The sequence below is a fragment of the Pseudomonas sp. TR47 genome, from assembly GCF_044143025.1.
In the GTDB taxonomy this organism is placed as follows: Bacteria; Pseudomonadota; Gammaproteobacteria; order Pseudomonadales; family Pseudomonadaceae; genus Aquipseudomonas; species Aquipseudomonas putida_E.
This window is the reverse complement of sequence record NZ_JBHFCS010000009.1, coordinates 154,122-170,047: the sequence shown is the minus strand read 5'-3', so window position 1 is coordinate 170,047 and position 15,926 is coordinate 154,122. Positions and strand designations below refer to the sequence as shown.

Sequence of the window (15,926 nt, the reverse complement as noted above, 5' to 3'; positions counted from 1 at the left end):
CACTGCTTTCAGGCGTGTGGAGCTTCCTGTAGGAGCCGGCTTGCCGGCGATGAGGCCGGCCCAGGCAATAATTGAAAGGAGCGTGACATGAAACTGCTGGTGGTAGAGGACGAAGCCCTGTTAAGGCACCACCTCTATACACGCCTGGGCGAAAGCGGCCATGTGGTCCAGGCTGTGGCTGACGCCGAAGAAGCGTTGTACCAGGCCGAACAATTCCACTTCGACCTGGCCGTGATCGACCTCGGCCTGCCCGGCATGAGCGGCCTGGAGCTGATCGGCCGCCTGCGTACCCAGGCCAAGACCTTTCCCATCCTGATTCTCACCGCCCGCGGCAACTGGCAGGACAAGGTCGAAGGCCTGGCCGCCGGTGCCGACGATTACCTGGTCAAGCCCTTCCAGTTCGAAGAGCTTGAGGCACGCCTCAATGCCCTGCTGCGCCGCTCCAGCGGCTTCACCCAGTCGACCATCGCCGCAGGCCCTTTGGTGCTGGACCTCAACCGCAAGCAGGCGACCCTCGATGAGCAGCCGCTGGCGCTGACCGCCTACGAGTACCGCATCCTTGAGTATCTGATGCGTCATCACCAGCAGGTGGTGGCCAAGGAGCGCCTGATGGAACAGCTGTATCCAGGCGATGAGGAGCGTGACCCCAACGTCATCGAGGTGCTGGTCGGCCGTCTGCGTCGCAAGCTCGAAGGTGAGCGCGGGTTCAAGCCGATCGACACTGTGCGTGGTCTCGGCTACCTGTTCACCGAGCGCTGCCGATGATTCGTTCGCTGCGGGTGCGCTTGATGCTCGCGGCAGCGGTGCTGGCAGTGCTGTTCATGCTGGCGCTGCTGCCCGCCCTGCAGAAGGCCTTCAGCCTGGCCTTGCAGGAATCGATCGAACAGCGCCTGGCCTCGGACGTGACCTCGCTGATTTCTTCGGCGCGCATCGAGCATGGCCAGTTGCAGATGCCCGCACTGCTGCCGGACGAGCGTTACAACCTGCCTTATACCGGTTTGCTCGGTTACATCTTCGACCGCCAAGGTAAGCTGGTCTGGCGCTCGCGGGCCACCGCCGACCAGCACATCAACTACCAGCCGCGCTACGATGGGCGCGGCAATGAATTCGCCCGCATGCACCAGGACGACGGCGAGGAATTCTTCGTCTATGACGTCGAAATCAAGCTGTTGGGTGGCCAGAGCGCCGCCTATAGCATCGTTGCCCTGCAGCCGGTGCGCGAGTACCAGCAAACCCTCGATGGCCTGCGTGAAAAGCTCTACTTAGGTTTTGGTGCGGCCCTGCTGGCGTTGCTGGCATTGCTCTGGGCCGGCCTGACCTGGGGCCTGCGTTCGTTGCGCCGGCTGAGCCGCGAGCTGGACGAGGTGGAGGCCGGTGCGCGCGATGGGTTGAGTGCCGAGCACCCGCGTGAGCTGTTACGCCTGACCGGCTCGCTCAACCGCCTGCTGCGCAGCGAGCGGGAACAGCGCCAGCGTTACCGTGACTCGCTGGGTGACCTGGCACACAGCCTCAAGACGCCGTTGGCGGTGCTGCAAGGCGTGGGGGAGAGCATGCAGCAGCGCGTCACCGAGCGCGAGCAGGCGCGGGTACTGCAGAGCCAGATCGAGCGCATGAGCCAGCAGATCGACTACCAGTTGCAGCGCGCCAGCCTGCGCAAGAGCGGCCTGGTGCGCCACAGCGTACAGTTGCTTGCGGTGCTGGACAGCCTGTGCAGCACCCTGGCCAAGGTGTACCGCGACAAGCGCGTCGAAGTGCTGCTTGAGGTGCCGGCGCAGGCACAAGTGCCGATGGAGCAGAGCGCGCTGCTCGAGTTGCTGGGCAACCTCCTGGAAAACGCCTTCCGGCTTAGCCTGGGGCTGGTGCGGGTGAGCTTGCAGGAAGCGCCCGGGCGGCAGACGTTGTGCATCGAAGATGACGGGCCGGGTGTGCCGGCGGATCAGCGTGAGCGGATTCTCGAACGGGGCGAGCGCCTGGACCGCCAGCATCCGGGGCAGGGGATTGGCCTTGCGGTGGTCAAAGATATCGTCGACAGCTATGACGCTGAACTGAGCCTGGGTGATTCGCCGCTGGGCGGGGCGGCATTCCGGATCACCTTTTACCTTGATTGATGTTCAGGCAGCCCCTGCCTCATCGCTCGCAACAAGCAGGGCGGATTCCCGCCAAGGTGCCTGTACAAATCCCGCCATCGGGCGGAAATCCGCCATCCTTTCTCAGGCAATTCGCCCTGTCGTTGGGCATTTTCCTCCAGCAAATATGGCCTTTGCACCCTTCATGGGCGTTTTGGCATCGCCCTTGCTATCTGACTTGGCAGAGGCCTGCCCAGGCAGCTCGAACACAACGACAAATCCCTCCGGGTGCAGGAGGGTTAGCGATTCAGGTGCCCCGACATCCTGGGAAGGGTGAAGCCGGCACACTTGAGGAAAAATTAGCCATGACGACACGTCAGCCGCTGTACAAGTCCCTGTATGTCCAGGTGATCGTTGCCATCACCATCGGCATCCTGCTCGGCCACTTCTATCCAGAAACCGGCGTCGCCCTCAAACCCTTGGGTGATGGTTTCGTCAAACTGATCAAGATGGTCATCGCGCCCATCATCTTCTGTACCGTGGTCAGCGGCATTGCCGGCATGCAGAGCATGAAGTCGGTCGGCAAGACCGGCGGCTACGCGCTTCTGTACTTCGAAATCGTTTCCACCATCGCCCTGATCATCGGCCTTGTCGTCGTCAACGTGGTCAAGCCGGGCGCTGGCATGCACATCGACGTCAGCACCCTGAACGCCAGCAGCGTGGCCGCTTACGCCGCCGCCGGTGCGCAGCAGACCACCATCGGCTTCCTGCTCAACATCATCCCCAATACCGTGGTAGGTGCCTTCGCCAATGGCGACATCCTGCAGGTACTGATGTTCTCGGTGGTCTTCGGCTTCGCCCTGCATCGCCTGGGCAGCTACGGCAAGCCATTGCTGGACCTGATCGATCGCTTTGCCCATGTCATGTTCAACATCATCAACATGATCATGAAGCTGGCCCCCGTCGGTGCCTTCGGTGCCATGGCCTTCACCATCGGCCAGTACGGCGTTGGCTCGCTGGTACAGCTGGGCTACCTGATGGCCTGCTTCTATATCACCTGCCTGCTGTTCGTGCTGGTGGTGCTGGGCGGTATCTGCCGCGCCCACGGCTTCAGCGTGCTCAAGCTGATCCGCTACATCCGTGAAGAGCTGCTGATCGTACTGGGTACCTCGTCCTCGGAATCTGCGCTGCCACGCATGCTGGCCAAGATGGAGCGCCTGGGTGCCAAGAAGTCGGTGGTTGGCCTGGTGATCCCGACCGGTTACTCGTTCAACCTGGACGGTACCTCGATCTACCTGACCATGGCCGCGGTGTTCATCGCCCAGGCCACCGACACCACCATGGACATCACCCACCAGATCACCCTGCTGCTGGTGTTGCTGGTGGCTTCCAAAGGTGCTGCCGGCGTTACCGGTTCGGGCTTCATCGTCCTCGCCGCCACCCTGTCGGCTGTCGGCCACCTGCCGGTTGCCGGCCTGGCGCTGATCCTGGGTATCGACCGCTTCATGTCCGAAGCCCGCGCCCTGACCAACCTGGTGGGCAACGCCGTTGCTACCGTGGTGGTGGCCAAGTGGGTCAAGGAGATGGACAACGACAAGCTGGCGTCGGAGCTGGCCTCCGGTGGTGCGCCGCTGGCTGACACCCGCCCGACCGACGACCTGGGCGTGGCTGAAGGCGTGGCTCGTTGAGCCTGCTGCAGTAAAGCAAAAGGCGACCTTCGGGTCGCCTTTTTTGTGCCTGGTCTATCAGTGCGCTGGCTGTCATTCGACCCGAGTCTCACCGCTGTACACCAGCGTCTCCCTGCACCGCTTGCACAGATACCGCCGCCCCTGCCTCACCAGCTTGTGCCGCTGCGCGGTAAACGCAAACTCACCCTGTGGGCATGTGCAGCGATAGATGTACCGGGTCGCGACCCGCCGCTGCACTTCATAGTTGTGGCAGCGATTGGGCGGCAGTTCATACACCCCGCGCATGATCAACTGCCACTCTTCGCCATGGGCCTGGATGCGGTCCCCGAACAGTTGATGAGCCACCAGGTGCGCCACTTCATGGGCCACGGTCTGGCGCAGGAAGTCTTCCTGGTTTTCGCGGTACAGCTGCAGGTTGAAGCGCAGCAGGTTCTCGTGCAGGTGGGCGACGCCAGCCTTCTGCCCGCGCAGCTTGAAGCTGACTTCCGGGCGCAGGAAGGGGCGCTTGAAAAAGGTTTCGGCTTGCTGGTAACAGGTTTCGACGCGTTGTTTGAGCAGCTCGGGCATGGCGGGGTAATTCTCCTGACCGGGCATTATGCCGCAAGCACCGGCAGGCTGCCGAGCCCACCGGTCAGCACACAGCCAAAAGCCGCCTTGCGGCGGCCTCCGGTTTGATGCCCCAGTGTTGGATCTAGGTGTTTTCCAAGCTAGTTGGTATAGACGGGCCCCACGCCCAGTCCCCAGATGATCACGGTCGCAGCCATGATCGCTACCAGTACCACCAGGCCCACTGCCAGCACCGAGCTGGAGAACAGGAAGCCTTCATCGGTCGGTATGTTCATGAATGTCGGCAAACCGACGTACAGCAGGTAAACGGTGTAGCAAATGGCCGCAGTCCCCACCAGCATGCCCAGCCACAGGTGCGGGTAAAGCGCTGCCAGGCCGCCGAGGAACAGCGGGGTGGCGGTGTAGGTGGCAAAGGCGATGCATTGCGCCATGGACGGGTTGGCGTCGTAGGTGCGTGCCATCCAGTGAATGAAAGCGCCCATTACCGCGACCCCGGCGAGCATCGCCAGGTAGGACATGATGCTCATCCATAGTGCGCTTTCCATCGTCAACATTACCGCTGGCCGGTCGCCGATCACCCAGCCGACCTGGGTAGTGCCAATGAACGCCGAAACGGCGGGTATCGCCGCCAGGATCAACGTGTGCGTCAGGTACATGTGGCTGATGCTTTCGTCTTCCCCGCGTATCTCCCGCCATTCCTGGTCAGGGTGGGTAAACAGCCCCACAACGTGATGAATCATGCCGGTCACTCCTCTCGTTGTTGCCAATCGCCCCCCAGATGGAGCGCAAGCGGCCCGAGGCCAGGGCACCGATGCAAGCGGTAATGTGGCCTTATGTCGCAGTATAGGAAGCCGTTACCTGCACAAACTGTGCTTTTTAGAGCAAATTGCGCTGTAAGGCGGGCTGCTGATTCCCTTGAAGTCTTTATCGGAATCCCTACAGGTGCGCGTGGTTTGTGCGTAAAATAGTCGGCTTTTGTCACACCTCGCGGATCCAAGCGCTATGGGCACCCTCTCGGTCAACCAGAACAAACTGCAAAAACGCCTGCGTCGTCTCGCCGGCGAAGCCATCACCGACTACAACATGATCGAGGATGGCGACAAGGTCATGGTCTGCCTGTCCGGCGGCAAGGACAGCTACACCATGCTCGACGTTCTGTTGCACCTGCAGAAGGTGGCACCGATCAAGTTCGAGATCGTCGCGGTGAACATGGACCAGAAGCAGCCGGGCTTCCCCGAGCATGTGCTGCCGGCCTACCTGAAAGAGCTGGGCGTCGAGTACCACATCGTCGAGAAGGACACCTACTCGGTGGTCAAGGAGCTGGTGCCCGAGGGCAAGACCACCTGCTCGCTGTGCTCGCGCCTGCGCCGTGGCACCCTGTACACCTTCGCTGACGAAATCGGCGCGACCAAGATGGCCCTTGGGCACCATCGCGACGATATCGTCGAGACCTTCTTCCTCAACATGTTCTTCAACGGCTCGCTCAAGGGCATGCCGCCCAAGCTGCGCGCCGACGACGGCCGTAACGTGGTGATCCGCCCGCTGGCGTACTGCAACGAGAAGGACATCCAGGCCTACTCGGACATGAAGGAATTCCCGATCATCCCGTGCAACCTGTGCGGTTCGCAGGAGAACCTGCAGCGCCAGGTGGTCAAGGACATGCTGGTGGAGTGGGAGCGCAAGCACCCAGGCCGTACCGAGAGCATCTTCCGCGCCCTGCAGAACGTTGCCCCGTCGCAGCTGGCCGACCGCAACCTGTTCGACTTCACCAGCCTCAAGATCGACGAAAGCGCCACCCCGCGTTTTCTCGATGTACTGAACATCTGAGCCCATGCGCGATTACCAGTGGTTGCATGAGTACTGCCTGAACCGCTTCGGCTCGGCCCAGGCCCTGGAGGCCTTCCTGCCGCAGCCGCGCACGCCGGCGCAGCTGCGCGACATCAGCAACGACCGCTACCTGTCGACCCTGGCCTTGCGCGTGTTCCGCGCCGGGCTCAAGCACAGCCTGGTAGATGCCAAATGGCCGGCGTTCGAGCAGGTGTTCTTCGGCTTCGACCCGGAAAAGGTCGTACTGATGGGCGCAGAGCACCTGGAGCGGTTGATGCAGGACGAGCGCATCATCCGCCACCTGGGCAAGCTCAAGAGCGTGCCGCGCAATGCGCAGATGATCCTGGATGTGGCGAAGGAGAAGGGCAGCTTTGGTGCGTTCATCGCCGATTGGCCGGTGACCGATATCGTCGGGTTGTGGAAATACCTGGCCAAGCATGGCAACCAGCTGGGCGGGCTATCTGCACCACGTTTTTTGCGCATGGTCGGCAAGGACACGTTCATCCCCACCGATGACATGGCCGCTGCGCTGATTGCCCAGAAGGTGATCGACAAGCAGCCGACCAGCCAGCGCGACCTGGCGCTGGTACAGCAGGCGTTCAACCAGTGGCATGCCGAAAGCGGGCGGCCGCTGTGCCAGTTGTCGGTGATGCTGGCGCATACCGTCAACCATTGAAAAGCCCGGGGCTGCGATAGCAGCCCCCGGAATCAAAGCCCTTCGCCCGCCATGCGCCGTTCATGCTGGAATTTCCAGCGCACGAACAGCAGCCCGCTGACGAACAGCCCAAGGCTCAGCAGCACCTCAACCCAGCCGAACACTGCCCGCGCCGGGTCGAACGCTGCCAGCACCCCTTTGATGAAATAGATATTCACCACAAAGCAGGTCCAGGCATGCGCCCGGGCGCTGCCCAGCAACATGCCTGGCAGCAGCAACAGCAGTGGCACAAGCTCGATCGCCAGGATCACTTCGACCCGCGCCCCGTGCAGGTTGGCGAACCACAGGTTGTTCACCACCAGCAATGCGATCAGGCCAAAAAAGAACGCCAGGCTCAGGGCACGTGTGAGGCGCAGGCGCGGTGCCAGCCACTCCAGTTGTGGCAACACCTTCGGCTTCTTAGCCACGCGAGGCCTCCAGGGCCTTGGCCGTGGTTGCCAGGCGCTGGCCCAGGGCGCGGCACAGGGTGATCTCATGTTGATCCAGCTCACGTTTGCCGTCTGCGCCGGCGTGGTGGCTGGCGCCGTAAGGCGTGCCGCCGCCGCGGGTTTCAAGCAGCGCCGATTCGCTGTAGGGCAGGCCCATCACCAGCATGCCGTGGTGCATCAGTGGCAGCATCATCGACAGCAGGGTGGTTTCCTGGCCGCCATGCAGGCTGGCGGTGGAGGTGAAAACGCCAGCCGGCTTGCCGACCAGTTCACCACCCAGCCACAGGCTGCTGGTGCCATCGAGGAAGTACTTGAGCGGTGCCGCCATGTTGCCGAAGCGGGTCGGGCTGCCCAGCACCAGGCCTGCGCAGTGGCGCAAGTCGTCCAGGGTGGCGTACAGCGCGCCGCTGGCCGGAATGTCCGGCGCCACGGCTTCGCACTCGGTGGAAATCGCCGGCACCGTGCGCAGGCGCGCTTCCATACCGGTCAACTCGATGCCGCGGGCGATATGCCGGGCCATTTCGCTGGTCGAGCCATGGCGGCTGTAATACAGCACCAGGATATAGGGCGCGCTCACGGCAGGATCTCCAGCACTTTCTCAGGTGGCCGGCCAACCACCGCCTTGTCACCGGCAACCAGGATCGGGCGCTCGATGAGCTTAGGGTGCTGCGCCATGGCGTCGATCAGTTGCGCATCGCTCAAGGCCGGGTTGGCCAGCTCGAGTGCCTTGTATTCGTCTTCACCTGTACGCAGCAGTTGGCGCGGGCCGATGCCCAGCTTGCCGAGCAGAGCCTTGAGGGTGGCAGCGTCGGGCGGGGTGTCGAGGTAGCGCACGATGGTCGGTGCCAGGCCGCGCTGTTCGAGCAGTTCCAGTGCGCCGCGGGATTTCGAGCAGCGCGGGTTATGATAGAGCGTCAAGTCAGTCATGTCGGGTCGCATCCAGCTGGGTGTGGCGGCTATTCTAACCGCAGGAACTGACCCATTCGCTTGAAACTTCGAGAAGGATTGACCCATGGCAAGGCGTTTGGCAGCAGCATTGGCCATTACTGCAGGTCTTTTGCTAGGTGGCTGCGGTGCCGACTACGGCGTGGACCAGCACGGCAACACGGTGAAGGCCGAGCAGATCGACGGGCACTGGCTGGTGCTCAACTATTGGGCTGAATGGTGCGGCCCTTGCCGTACCGAGGTGCCTGAACTGAACACTGCGGCCAAGCAGTGGGCGGCCGATGGCATCAAGGTGGTGGGGGTGAACTTCGATGGCCTGCAGGGGCAGGAGCTGAAGCAGGCGGCCGATACCTTGGGCATCGGCTTTACCGTGCTGGCGCAAGATCCGGCCGAGCGCTATGACCTGCCACGCAGCGAAGCGTTGCCGGTGACCTACATCATCGATGACAAGGGCAAGGTGCGCGAGCAGCTGCTGGGTGAGCAGACCCTGGAAGGGCTGCAAGCCAAGATCAAGGCGCTCAAGGGGGCTTGAAAGCTGCAAGCTGCAAGCTACAAGAAAAAGCTGGCCGTGCACCGATCCGCCTTTTCTTGCAGCTTGCGGCTTGAAGCTAGCCCTCCTCAGGCCAGAACCGCAGCGGCTTGCCCTCGGCCGGCCAGAAGCGCATCTGCTCGATGGGCGATACATCCCAGCGCTGCACCGTCTCCAGCGCCTGCAGGAAGCGCTTTTCCTGCTCCATCAACGCCGGCGCGCACAGCTTGCGGGTTTTGCCGACCTTACCGAAGCTCAGGTGCTCACCGTCCAGCGTGTACGGTGCAAACCAATGGTTGCAGCCCGCATTGCCATAGGCCCGGCCATCGCTGGCCAGCGTCAGTGTCAGGTGGCTGTAGTCGATCAGCGGCCGCTCGCCGATCCACTCCAGCACATAGCTGCGTTCCAGTTGCAGCTTCGAGGGTTCGGCGGCGCAGCCGAGCAGGCCGGTGGCAATCAGGGCGCCGGTCAGCAGATTCTTCACTCGGCGCTCTCCTGGCAACGCGGGCACACGTGCTTGTCGCCACGGCTGGCCCAGCCCAGCTCGGCGATGCGCGCAGTAGCCGCCGGCTGGCGGGCTTTCTTGCCAAGCTTTGCGTCCACGGCGAACTCGAAGTCCAGCACGGCATCGCAGCTGTCGCATTCAGCCTGCCAGTTAAGGATTTCCAGCTCGTTGAACAGCGGGCCGCTGGCCACGGCCACCCACTGGCCACGCGGGTTGATCAGGTGGCGCACGCTCTCGACGGTCAGGCGCATGGACAAGTCCTTGCTGCCCTTGAGGGTGACCAGCAGGGTGTCGCCCTTGTGCATCGAGCCACCGTTGCCGGTCACCTGGTAGCGGCCCGGTACCAGGGCGCGGCACTCGATCAAGGTGTGTTGCGGGTTGAAAAGGGTGTAGCGGAAATCGTGCTCGACCATGGGTCCTCCAGAAATGCCGCGTATCCTAGCATCAACCTGTGACCAGATTCTGCGCATTACCCGCCGCCCAGCGGTTGATGTTGTCCAGCGTGGTCGCGGCAATGGCGTCCAGCGCTTCGCGGGTCAGGAACGCCTGGTGCGCAGTGACGATCACGTTGGGGAACGTCAGCAGCCGCGCCAGCACATCATCCTGCAACGGCAGGTCGGAACGGTCCTCGAAGAACAGCTGGGCTTCTTCTTCATACACATCCAGCCCCAGGTACCCGAGCTGGCCGCTTTTCAAGGCGTCGATCAGTGCCGGAGTGTCGACCAGCGCACCACGACCGGTGTTGATCAGCATGGCGCCGGGCTGCAACTGGGCCAGGCTTTGCGGGTTGATCAAGTGCCGGGTGTGCTCGGTGAGCGGGCAATGCAGGCTGATGATCCGCGCCTCGCGCAGCAGTTCTGGCAACTCGACGTAGCGTGCCCCCAGCGCCAGCAGCTCAGGGTTGGGGTAGGGGTCGTAAGCCAGCAACTGGCAACCGAAGCCAGCCATGATCCGGGCGAAGGCGGCGCCGATCTGGCCGGTACCGACCACGCCGACGGTCTTGCCGTGCAGGTCGAAGCCGGTCAGGCCATGCAGGGTGAAGTCACCTTCGCGGGTACGGTTGTAGGCCCGGTGCAGGCGTCGGTTGAGCGCCAGGATCAGCGCCACGGCATGTTCGGCCACGGCATGCGGTGAATACGCGGGCACGCGCACCACTGCCAGGCCCAGGGCTTGGGCGGCGGCCAGGTCCACATGGTTGTAGCCGGCCGAACGCAGGGCGATCAGGCGCGTCCCGCCAGCGGCCAGGCGTTGCAGTACCTGCGCGTCGAGCTCATCGTTGATGAACGCGCAGACCACCTCGAAACCCTGAGCCAGGGCTGCGGTGTCGAGGGTCAGGCGGGCGGGCTGGAAATGCAGCTCCAGAGCGCTATCGCAAGTGGCCCGCGTGAAGCTTTCCTGGTCATAGTGCTGGCTGCTGAACAACAGGGCGCGCATGGTCGGGCTTCCTTTATCGTGGTTGGGGGATTGTAGCCACCCGGGCGTGCAGGGAAGTTGATCTGCACCGGCCTCATCGAGGCTTGCCGGCTCCCAATTCGCAGCGCTGCTGAACCCTGTGGGAGCCGGCTTGCCGGCGATGAGGCCCTGAAGGTCAGGCGTTCTGGCGTGCCTGCTCCGCCAGCCGGACAATTGCGCCATCCAGCTCGTCGAGCGCCTGCTGGGCTTGCGGATGCTCCTGTTTAAGCAAGGTCTCGCTGCGCTGGCAGGCTGCACGCAGCTGTGGCACGCCGCAATAGCGCGAGGCACCGTTGAGCCGATGCACCTGCTCGATCAGTGCGCCGTGATCGTCGCCCTCCCGTGCAGCACGAATGGCTTCACGGTCCGATGCCAGCGATGCCAGCAGCATGGTCAGCATGTCTGCCGCCAGATCCGGCTTGCCTGCCGCCAGGCGCAAGCCTTCCTGAGGGTCGAGCACCGGTAGATCCTGGCCCTCGGCCTGCTGTTCGTCCAGGCGCTCCAGTGGCCCGACACCCAGGCTCAGGCCGGTCCATTTCATCACCACCTGGGCCAGCTGGCGCTCGCTGATCGGTTTGGTCAGGTAGTCGTCCATGCCGCTGTGCAGCAGTGCACGTTTCTCGTTGGCCATGGCGTGAGCGGTAAGGGCGACGATCGGCAGCGGGCTGCCGCTCTGGGTGTTTTCCCACAAGCGGATCTGCTCGGTGCAGGCACGGCCATCCATGCCTGGCATCTGCACGTCCATCAGCACCAGGTCGAAGTGTTCGCTCTGCACCGCCTGCACCGCAGCATGGCCGTTGTCGAGCGCCAGCACATCGGCGCCGAGATCTTCCAGCAGGGTCTGTACCAGCAGCAGGTTGGCCGCATTGTCGTCGACGCAGAGGATTTTCGGCTGGCGCTGGCCGCGCGTTGGCGGGGCCGGTTCGCCCCGCGTGCGGCGCGGTTGCAGCAGCTCCAGCAGCAGGCGGCGCAGCTTGCGCGTGCAGGTCGGTTTGGACAGCAGTTGGCCGTGGCCGTTAGGCAGGTGAGGGTGGTACAGCGCTTGCTCGGTAGTCGGGCAAAGTACCACGCAATGGCAGTGGTAGCGCTCCAGTTGCTGGTGGTATTGGCCCAGCTGTTCGGGCGTGAGATTGCCCAGGTTGGCACCCAGCACCGCGAAATCGAAGGGCATCCCAGCCTGCAAGCCAGCCTGTACACCCTGCAGCAGTTGCTCATAGGACGCGAACAGGCTGACGCTCAGGCCGCAATCCTGCAACTGGTGCTCCAGGGCCTGGCGTGCCAGGTCATGCCCGTCGACGATCGCCGCGCGCCGCCCCAGCAGCGGCTGCGACGACTGCGCCTCGCTGTCGTCGTGGGCCTTGGGCAGGCTCAGGCTGATCCAGAACTGCGAACCCTCGCCCGGTGTGCTGTCGACCCCGATCTCGCCGCCCATCTGCTCGATCAGGCGCTTGGAGATCACCAGCCCCAGGCCGGTGCCGCCCGGCTGGCGGGCCAGCGAATTGTCGGCCTGGCTGAACGCCTGGAACAACGTGCGCACATCCTGAGGCGACAGGCCAATACCGGTGTCCTGCACGCTGATGCGCAGCTGCGCGCTGTCTTGCTGCTCGTCCTCGAGCATCGCCCGCACGACGATGGTGCCCTCGCGGGTGAACTTGATGGCATTGCTCACCAGGTTGGTGAGGATCTGCTTGAGCCGCAGCGGGTCGCCTACCAGCGATGACGGGGTGTCGCGGTAGATCAGGCTGAGCAGTTCCAGCTGCTTGGCGTGGGCGGCGGGCGCCAGGATGGTGAGGGTGTCCTGGACCAGGTCGCGCAGGTTGAACGGAATGCTGTCGAGCACCAGCTTGCCGGCCTCGATCTTGGAAAAGTCGAGGATCTCGTTGATGATCCCCAACAGGTTGTCGGCCGATTTTTCGATGGTGCCCAGGTAGTCCAGCTGGCGCGGGGTCAGCTCGCTTTTCTGCAGCAGGTGGGTGAAGCCGAGGATACCGTTGAGCGGGGTGCGGATCTCGTGGCTCATGTTGGCCAGGAATTCAGACTTGATGCGGCTCGCCTCCAGGGCCTCCTTGCGCGCCATGTCCAGCTCGATGTTCTGGATCTCGATGGTTTCCAGGTTCTGGCGGACATCCTCGGTGGCCTGATCGATACTGTGCTGCAGCTCTTCATGGGCACTGTGCAGGGTTTCTGCCATGCGGTTGATGCCCCGGGCCAGCTCGTCCAGCTCGTGGCTGCCCATGGCCGGCAGACGTTCTTCGAGGTGGCCGTCCTTGAGCTGGTTGACTGCATGCTTGATGCGCGCGATCGGGTCATTGATGGTGCGGCTCATGCGCATCGCCAACAGGCCGCTGAGCACCAGGCAAGCGAGTATCAGCAGCATGCTGGTGAACAGGTTGCGGTAGCCGCGCAGCAGCATGCCGTCGTGCGACAGCTCGATCTCGACCCAACCCAGCAGGCGCTCGGCTTCGGCCGGGACGGCCTCGGTGGCCAGGTCGCGGTGGTGGCCGAACACCGGCATCAGGTAGCGTGTGGCATCGTTGCCGCTGCGCTCCAACAGTTGAGTGCCCGTGCCGCCGCTGGGTGGCCGGTTGATCATGGTGGGGCCGGCGTGGGCCAGGCGGGAGCGGTCCGGGGCGAGGAAGGCCACTGCACGGACGTCGGCTTGCTCAAGGGTTTGCGCGGCAATCCGCTCCAGCTGCGCAGGCGTCTGCCGGGCCATGGCGGGCGCGGCCAGGGGGGCCAGTTGTTCGGCAATCATCTTGCCGCGTTGCAGCAGTTGAGTGCGCAACTGGTCTTGCTGCAGCCACGTGAAATAGCTGCCCAGCACCAGAGCCATCAAGCTGGCAGGCAGCACGGCCAGCAGCAGTACCCGGCTTCTGATTCCCAAACGATCGAGCACACTCGCCTCCTGTGATGTGCCTGGACGCCGTTACCGGGGTAACGGACCAAAGCGGAAAGTTACTCCGCCTGCCTGCCTAATGCACCCTTTATATGGCTGTTTTCACCCAGCCGGCGGGCGTTGATCGCAGGACGGTTGCCTATGGCGTACGCATGCTCAATAATTGCGCAATTGAGAATATGTGGCAGTTGCCAATGAATCCCGTAACTATTAATGCTTCCAGCATTCTCGCCATTGAGGATGATCCGGTGTTGGGTGCCTATCTGCACGAAGAACTGCAGCGAGGCGGCTTTGAGGTGACCTGGTGCCGCAACGGCCTGGAAGGTTTGGAAGCCGCTGGTCGCCAAGCCTTCGACGTGGTCCTGATGGATATCCTGCTGCCTGGGCTCAACGGCCTGGACGCCCTGGCCCAGTTGCGTCGACGCAGCGCCACGCCGGTTATCCTGATGTCGGCGTTGGGTGCTGAGGCCGACCGTATCAATGGCTTCCAGCGCGGTGCCGACGACTACCTGCCCAAGCCTTTCAGCATGGTCGAGCTGCAGGTGCGCATCGAGGCCATCCTGCGCCGCGTTGCCCTCGAGCGTCGTCACCAGCCGCCATCGGGTGTTGCCTGTGGCGAGCTGTGGTTCGACGAGACCCTTTGCGATGTCAGCTTCGGCGGCCGCCAGGCAGGCCTTACCCCTAGCGAGTATCGCCTGTTCGAAATCCTCAACCGCAACGTCGACGAGGTGCTGAGCAAGCCTTTTCTCTACCAGCAGGTGCTGCAACGGGGTTATTCGCGGCATGACCGCAGCCTGGACATGCATGTCAGCCAGATCCGCCGCAAGCTCAAGGGCATCGGCTACCAGGACCGGCAGATCCGCACCGTGTGGGGCAAGGGCTACGTGCTCAGTGCCGGCGAAGCGGAGTAGGCCATGCTGGACCGCCACTCGCTGTTCTGGAAGCTGGCCATCCTGCTGGTGGGCTTCTGCCTGCTGATGATCGGCCTGAGTTACACCTGGGGCCGCCATATGGAAACCCAGAATGCCTTTCTCGATGAGCCTGCCCGGCAAGTGCTGCGCAGCTATGCCGGCGAGGCCGAGCAGGCGTGGCGCAGCGGTGGCCGCAGCGGGCTGGACCACTGGGTTGCGGCCATGCACCAGCGTGAACGTGGCTGGATAGGCGTGCTCGACATCAATCTGCAGCCGCTCGCCAGTGCCACGCTCGGCCCCGATGTCATGCACCGGCTCACGCGCCTGCGCGGTGTCGACTGGCCCATGAGCCGGCGCAGTACCGACCAGCCCTGGCTGCGCATACCGTTCCCGGGGGCGCCGGAGCAGGGCATGCTGGTGATGGAGCTGCCCGAGCGTTTCAACCCTGGCCAGTACCGGGTGCTGTGGCGGGTGTTGACCAACGGTGTCATTCCAGGGTTGTTCACCTTGCTGCTGTGCGTCGGCCTGTACCGCATGCTGATCGTGCCGCTCAACCAGTTGCGCGAGCAGGCCAATGCCTGGCGTGCCGACCAGCTCTCGGCACGGCTGGATTCGCGCACCATCGCCCGGCATGACGAACTGGGCGAGCTGGCCCGTGCCTTCGACCAGATGGCCGAACGGCTGCAGGGCACGGTGGCCATGCAACAGCAGTTGCTACGGGACTTGTCCCATGAAATGCGCACACCTTTGAGCCGCTTGCGCGTGGCCTGCGACGGTGAAACCGACCTGCAGCGCCTGCGCGAGCGGCTGGGGCGCGAGGTGGATTGCATGCAGCAGTTGGTCGAGGACACCTTGCAGCTTGCCTGGCAGGATGCCGAGCGTGCGCCGATGAACCTTGAGCCGATCCAGGTGCAGGCCCTGTGGGACCTGCTGGCAGAGGATGCCAGTTACGAAAGCGGCTGGTCGCCCGAGCGTTTGCGCTGCGAGCTGCCAGTCGACTGCTGGGTGCAGGGCAATCTGAATTATCTGGCCCAGGCCCTGGAAAACATGCTGCGCAACGCCATCCGCCACTCCCCGGAAAACGGCCTGGTGTACTTGGCCGGGCAGCGTGAAGGTGGCTATTGGCACCTGTGGCTGGAAGATCAAGGCGGTGGCGTGGCTAACGAAGATCTGGAGCGAATCTTTGCCCCCTTCACCCGGCTCGATGGCTCGCGCCCCGGTGACGGCGGTTTCGGCCTGGGCCTGAGCATCGCCCGCAGTGCGATCCAGCGCCAGGGCGGAACCCTGTGGGCAGAGAACGGCAAACGCGGCTTGAAGCTTTGCATGCGCTTGCCGCTACACCTGCCCGCCCCCTCGCGGGAACCCCCGCAGCCACAGGCGCTAGCTACAGCTTGAAG

Annotated in this window: 17 protein-coding genes; 8 read left to right on the top strand and 9 right to left on the bottom strand. The window is 63.5% G+C overall.

Annotated elements, in window-relative coordinates; translation table 11 throughout:
- Positions 1-87: 87 nt before the first annotated feature.
- The 3 genes from ACEWE8_RS12540 to ACEWE8_RS12530 all read left to right on the top strand — a co-directional run bounded on the left by ACEWE8_RS12540 (position 88) and on the right by ACEWE8_RS12530 (position 3,754).
- Entirely contained in the window at positions 88-765 is a 678-nt protein-coding gene (locus tag ACEWE8_RS12540) for a response regulator (RefSeq protein ID WP_046787467.1), read from the top strand.
- On the top strand, positions 762-2,108 hold the full coding sequence (locus tag ACEWE8_RS12535) for an ATP-binding protein (RefSeq protein ID WP_046787466.1): 1,347 nt from the start codon (positions 762-764) through the stop codon (positions 2,106-2,108). Before ACEWE8_RS12540 ends, ACEWE8_RS12535 begins: the two co-directional genes overlap by 4 nt.
- 323 nt (positions 2,109-2,431) lie before the next feature.
- Entirely contained in the window at positions 2,432-3,754 is a 1,323-nt protein-coding gene (locus ACEWE8_RS12530; protein ID WP_046787465.1) for a dicarboxylate/amino acid:cation symporter, read from the top strand.
- A gap of 72 nt (positions 3,755-3,826) precedes the next feature.
- Here the strand turns inward: ACEWE8_RS12530 and ACEWE8_RS12525 are convergent, their stop codons facing one another.
- Positions 3,827-4,321 (bottom strand): SprT family zinc-dependent metalloprotease, encoded by a 495-nt coding sequence (locus tag ACEWE8_RS12525; RefSeq protein ID WP_046787464.1) that lies wholly within the window; start codon positions 4,319-4,321, stop codon positions 3,827-3,829.
- A gap of 140 nt (positions 4,322-4,461) precedes the next feature.
- Positions 4,462-5,061, bottom strand: coding sequence for a Yip1 family protein (locus tag ACEWE8_RS12520; RefSeq protein WP_012313117.1), 600 nt, complete (start codon positions 5,059-5,061; stop codon positions 4,462-4,464).
- A 262-nt stretch (positions 5,062-5,323) separates the two neighbouring features.
- Between ACEWE8_RS12520 and ttcA the strand changes: the two genes are divergently transcribed.
- Together ttcA and ACEWE8_RS12510 are read left to right on the top strand one after the other, a co-directional pair.
- A complete protein-coding gene (gene ttcA, locus ACEWE8_RS12515) occupies positions 5,324-6,148 on the top strand; it encodes a tRNA 2-thiocytidine(32) synthetase TtcA (protein WP_046787463.1) in 825 nt (274 codons plus the stop codon).
- 4 nt (positions 6,149-6,152) lie between these two features.
- Positions 6,153-6,824, top strand: coding sequence for a DNA-3-methyladenine glycosylase I (locus ACEWE8_RS12510; RefSeq protein WP_046787462.1), 672 nt, complete (start codon positions 6,153-6,155; stop codon positions 6,822-6,824).
- Positions 6,825-6,856: 32 nt separating this feature from the next.
- On the opposite strand, the gene ACEWE8_RS12505 is transcribed toward ACEWE8_RS12510, so the two are convergent.
- The 3 genes from ACEWE8_RS12505 to arsC are packed head-to-tail and all read right to left on the bottom strand — an operon-like array spanning position 6,857 to position 8,218.
- Complete coding sequence (locus tag ACEWE8_RS12505; protein WP_046787461.1) at positions 6,857-7,270, bottom strand: DUF2069 domain-containing protein; 414 nt, start codon at positions 7,268-7,270, stop codon at positions 6,857-6,859.
- Entirely contained in the window at positions 7,263-7,868 is a 606-nt protein-coding gene (gene wrbA / locus ACEWE8_RS12500; RefSeq protein WP_046787460.1) for an NAD(P)H:quinone oxidoreductase, read from the bottom strand. The genes ACEWE8_RS12505 and wrbA overlap by 8 nt, the downstream gene beginning before the upstream one ends.
- Positions 7,865-8,218, bottom strand: coding sequence for an arsenate reductase (glutaredoxin) (arsC, locus tag ACEWE8_RS12495; RefSeq protein WP_046787459.1), 354 nt, complete (start codon positions 8,216-8,218; stop codon positions 7,865-7,867). Before arsC ends, wrbA begins: the two co-directional genes overlap by 4 nt.
- 85 nt (positions 8,219-8,303) lie before the next feature.
- Between arsC and ACEWE8_RS12490 the strand changes: the two genes are divergently transcribed.
- Positions 8,304-8,768, top strand: coding sequence for a TlpA disulfide reductase family protein (locus ACEWE8_RS12490; RefSeq protein WP_046787458.1), 465 nt, complete (start codon positions 8,304-8,306; stop codon positions 8,766-8,768).
- Positions 8,769-8,844: 76 nt separating this feature from the next.
- On the opposite strand, the gene ACEWE8_RS12485 is transcribed toward ACEWE8_RS12490, so the two are convergent.
- The 4 genes from ACEWE8_RS12485 to ACEWE8_RS12470 form a co-directional block, all read right to left on the bottom strand.
- Entirely contained in the window at positions 8,845-9,249 is a 405-nt protein-coding gene (locus tag ACEWE8_RS12485) for an META domain-containing protein (RefSeq protein WP_046787457.1), read from the bottom strand.
- Positions 9,246-9,683 (bottom strand): hypothetical protein, encoded by a 438-nt coding sequence (locus tag ACEWE8_RS12480; protein ID WP_039602107.1) that lies wholly within the window; start codon positions 9,681-9,683, stop codon positions 9,246-9,248. The genes ACEWE8_RS12485 and ACEWE8_RS12480 overlap by 4 nt, the downstream gene beginning before the upstream one ends.
- Before the next feature lie 31 nt (positions 9,684-9,714).
- Complete coding sequence (locus ACEWE8_RS12475; RefSeq protein WP_046787456.1) at positions 9,715-10,704, bottom strand: 2-hydroxyacid dehydrogenase; 990 nt, start codon at positions 10,702-10,704, stop codon at positions 9,715-9,717.
- Between the two features lie 154 nt (positions 10,705-10,858).
- On the bottom strand, positions 10,859-13,618 hold the full coding sequence (locus ACEWE8_RS12470) for a response regulator (RefSeq protein ID WP_046787455.1): 2,760 nt from the start codon (positions 13,616-13,618) through the stop codon (positions 10,859-10,861).
- Between the two features lie 194 nt (positions 13,619-13,812).
- Between ACEWE8_RS12470 and ACEWE8_RS12465 the strand changes: the two genes are divergently transcribed.
- Both ACEWE8_RS12465 and ACEWE8_RS12460 read left to right on the top strand, forming a co-directional pair.
- A complete protein-coding gene (locus ACEWE8_RS12465) occupies positions 13,813-14,529 on the top strand; it encodes a response regulator transcription factor (RefSeq protein WP_046787498.1) in 717 nt (238 codons plus the stop codon).
- Between the two features lie 3 nt (positions 14,530-14,532).
- Positions 14,533-15,924: a sensor histidine kinase gene (locus tag ACEWE8_RS12460; protein ID WP_395589310.1), complete on the top strand. Its 1,392-nt coding sequence runs from the start codon at positions 14,533-14,535 to the stop codon at positions 15,922-15,924.
- The last annotated feature ends 2 nt before the right edge of the window (positions 15,925-15,926 follow it).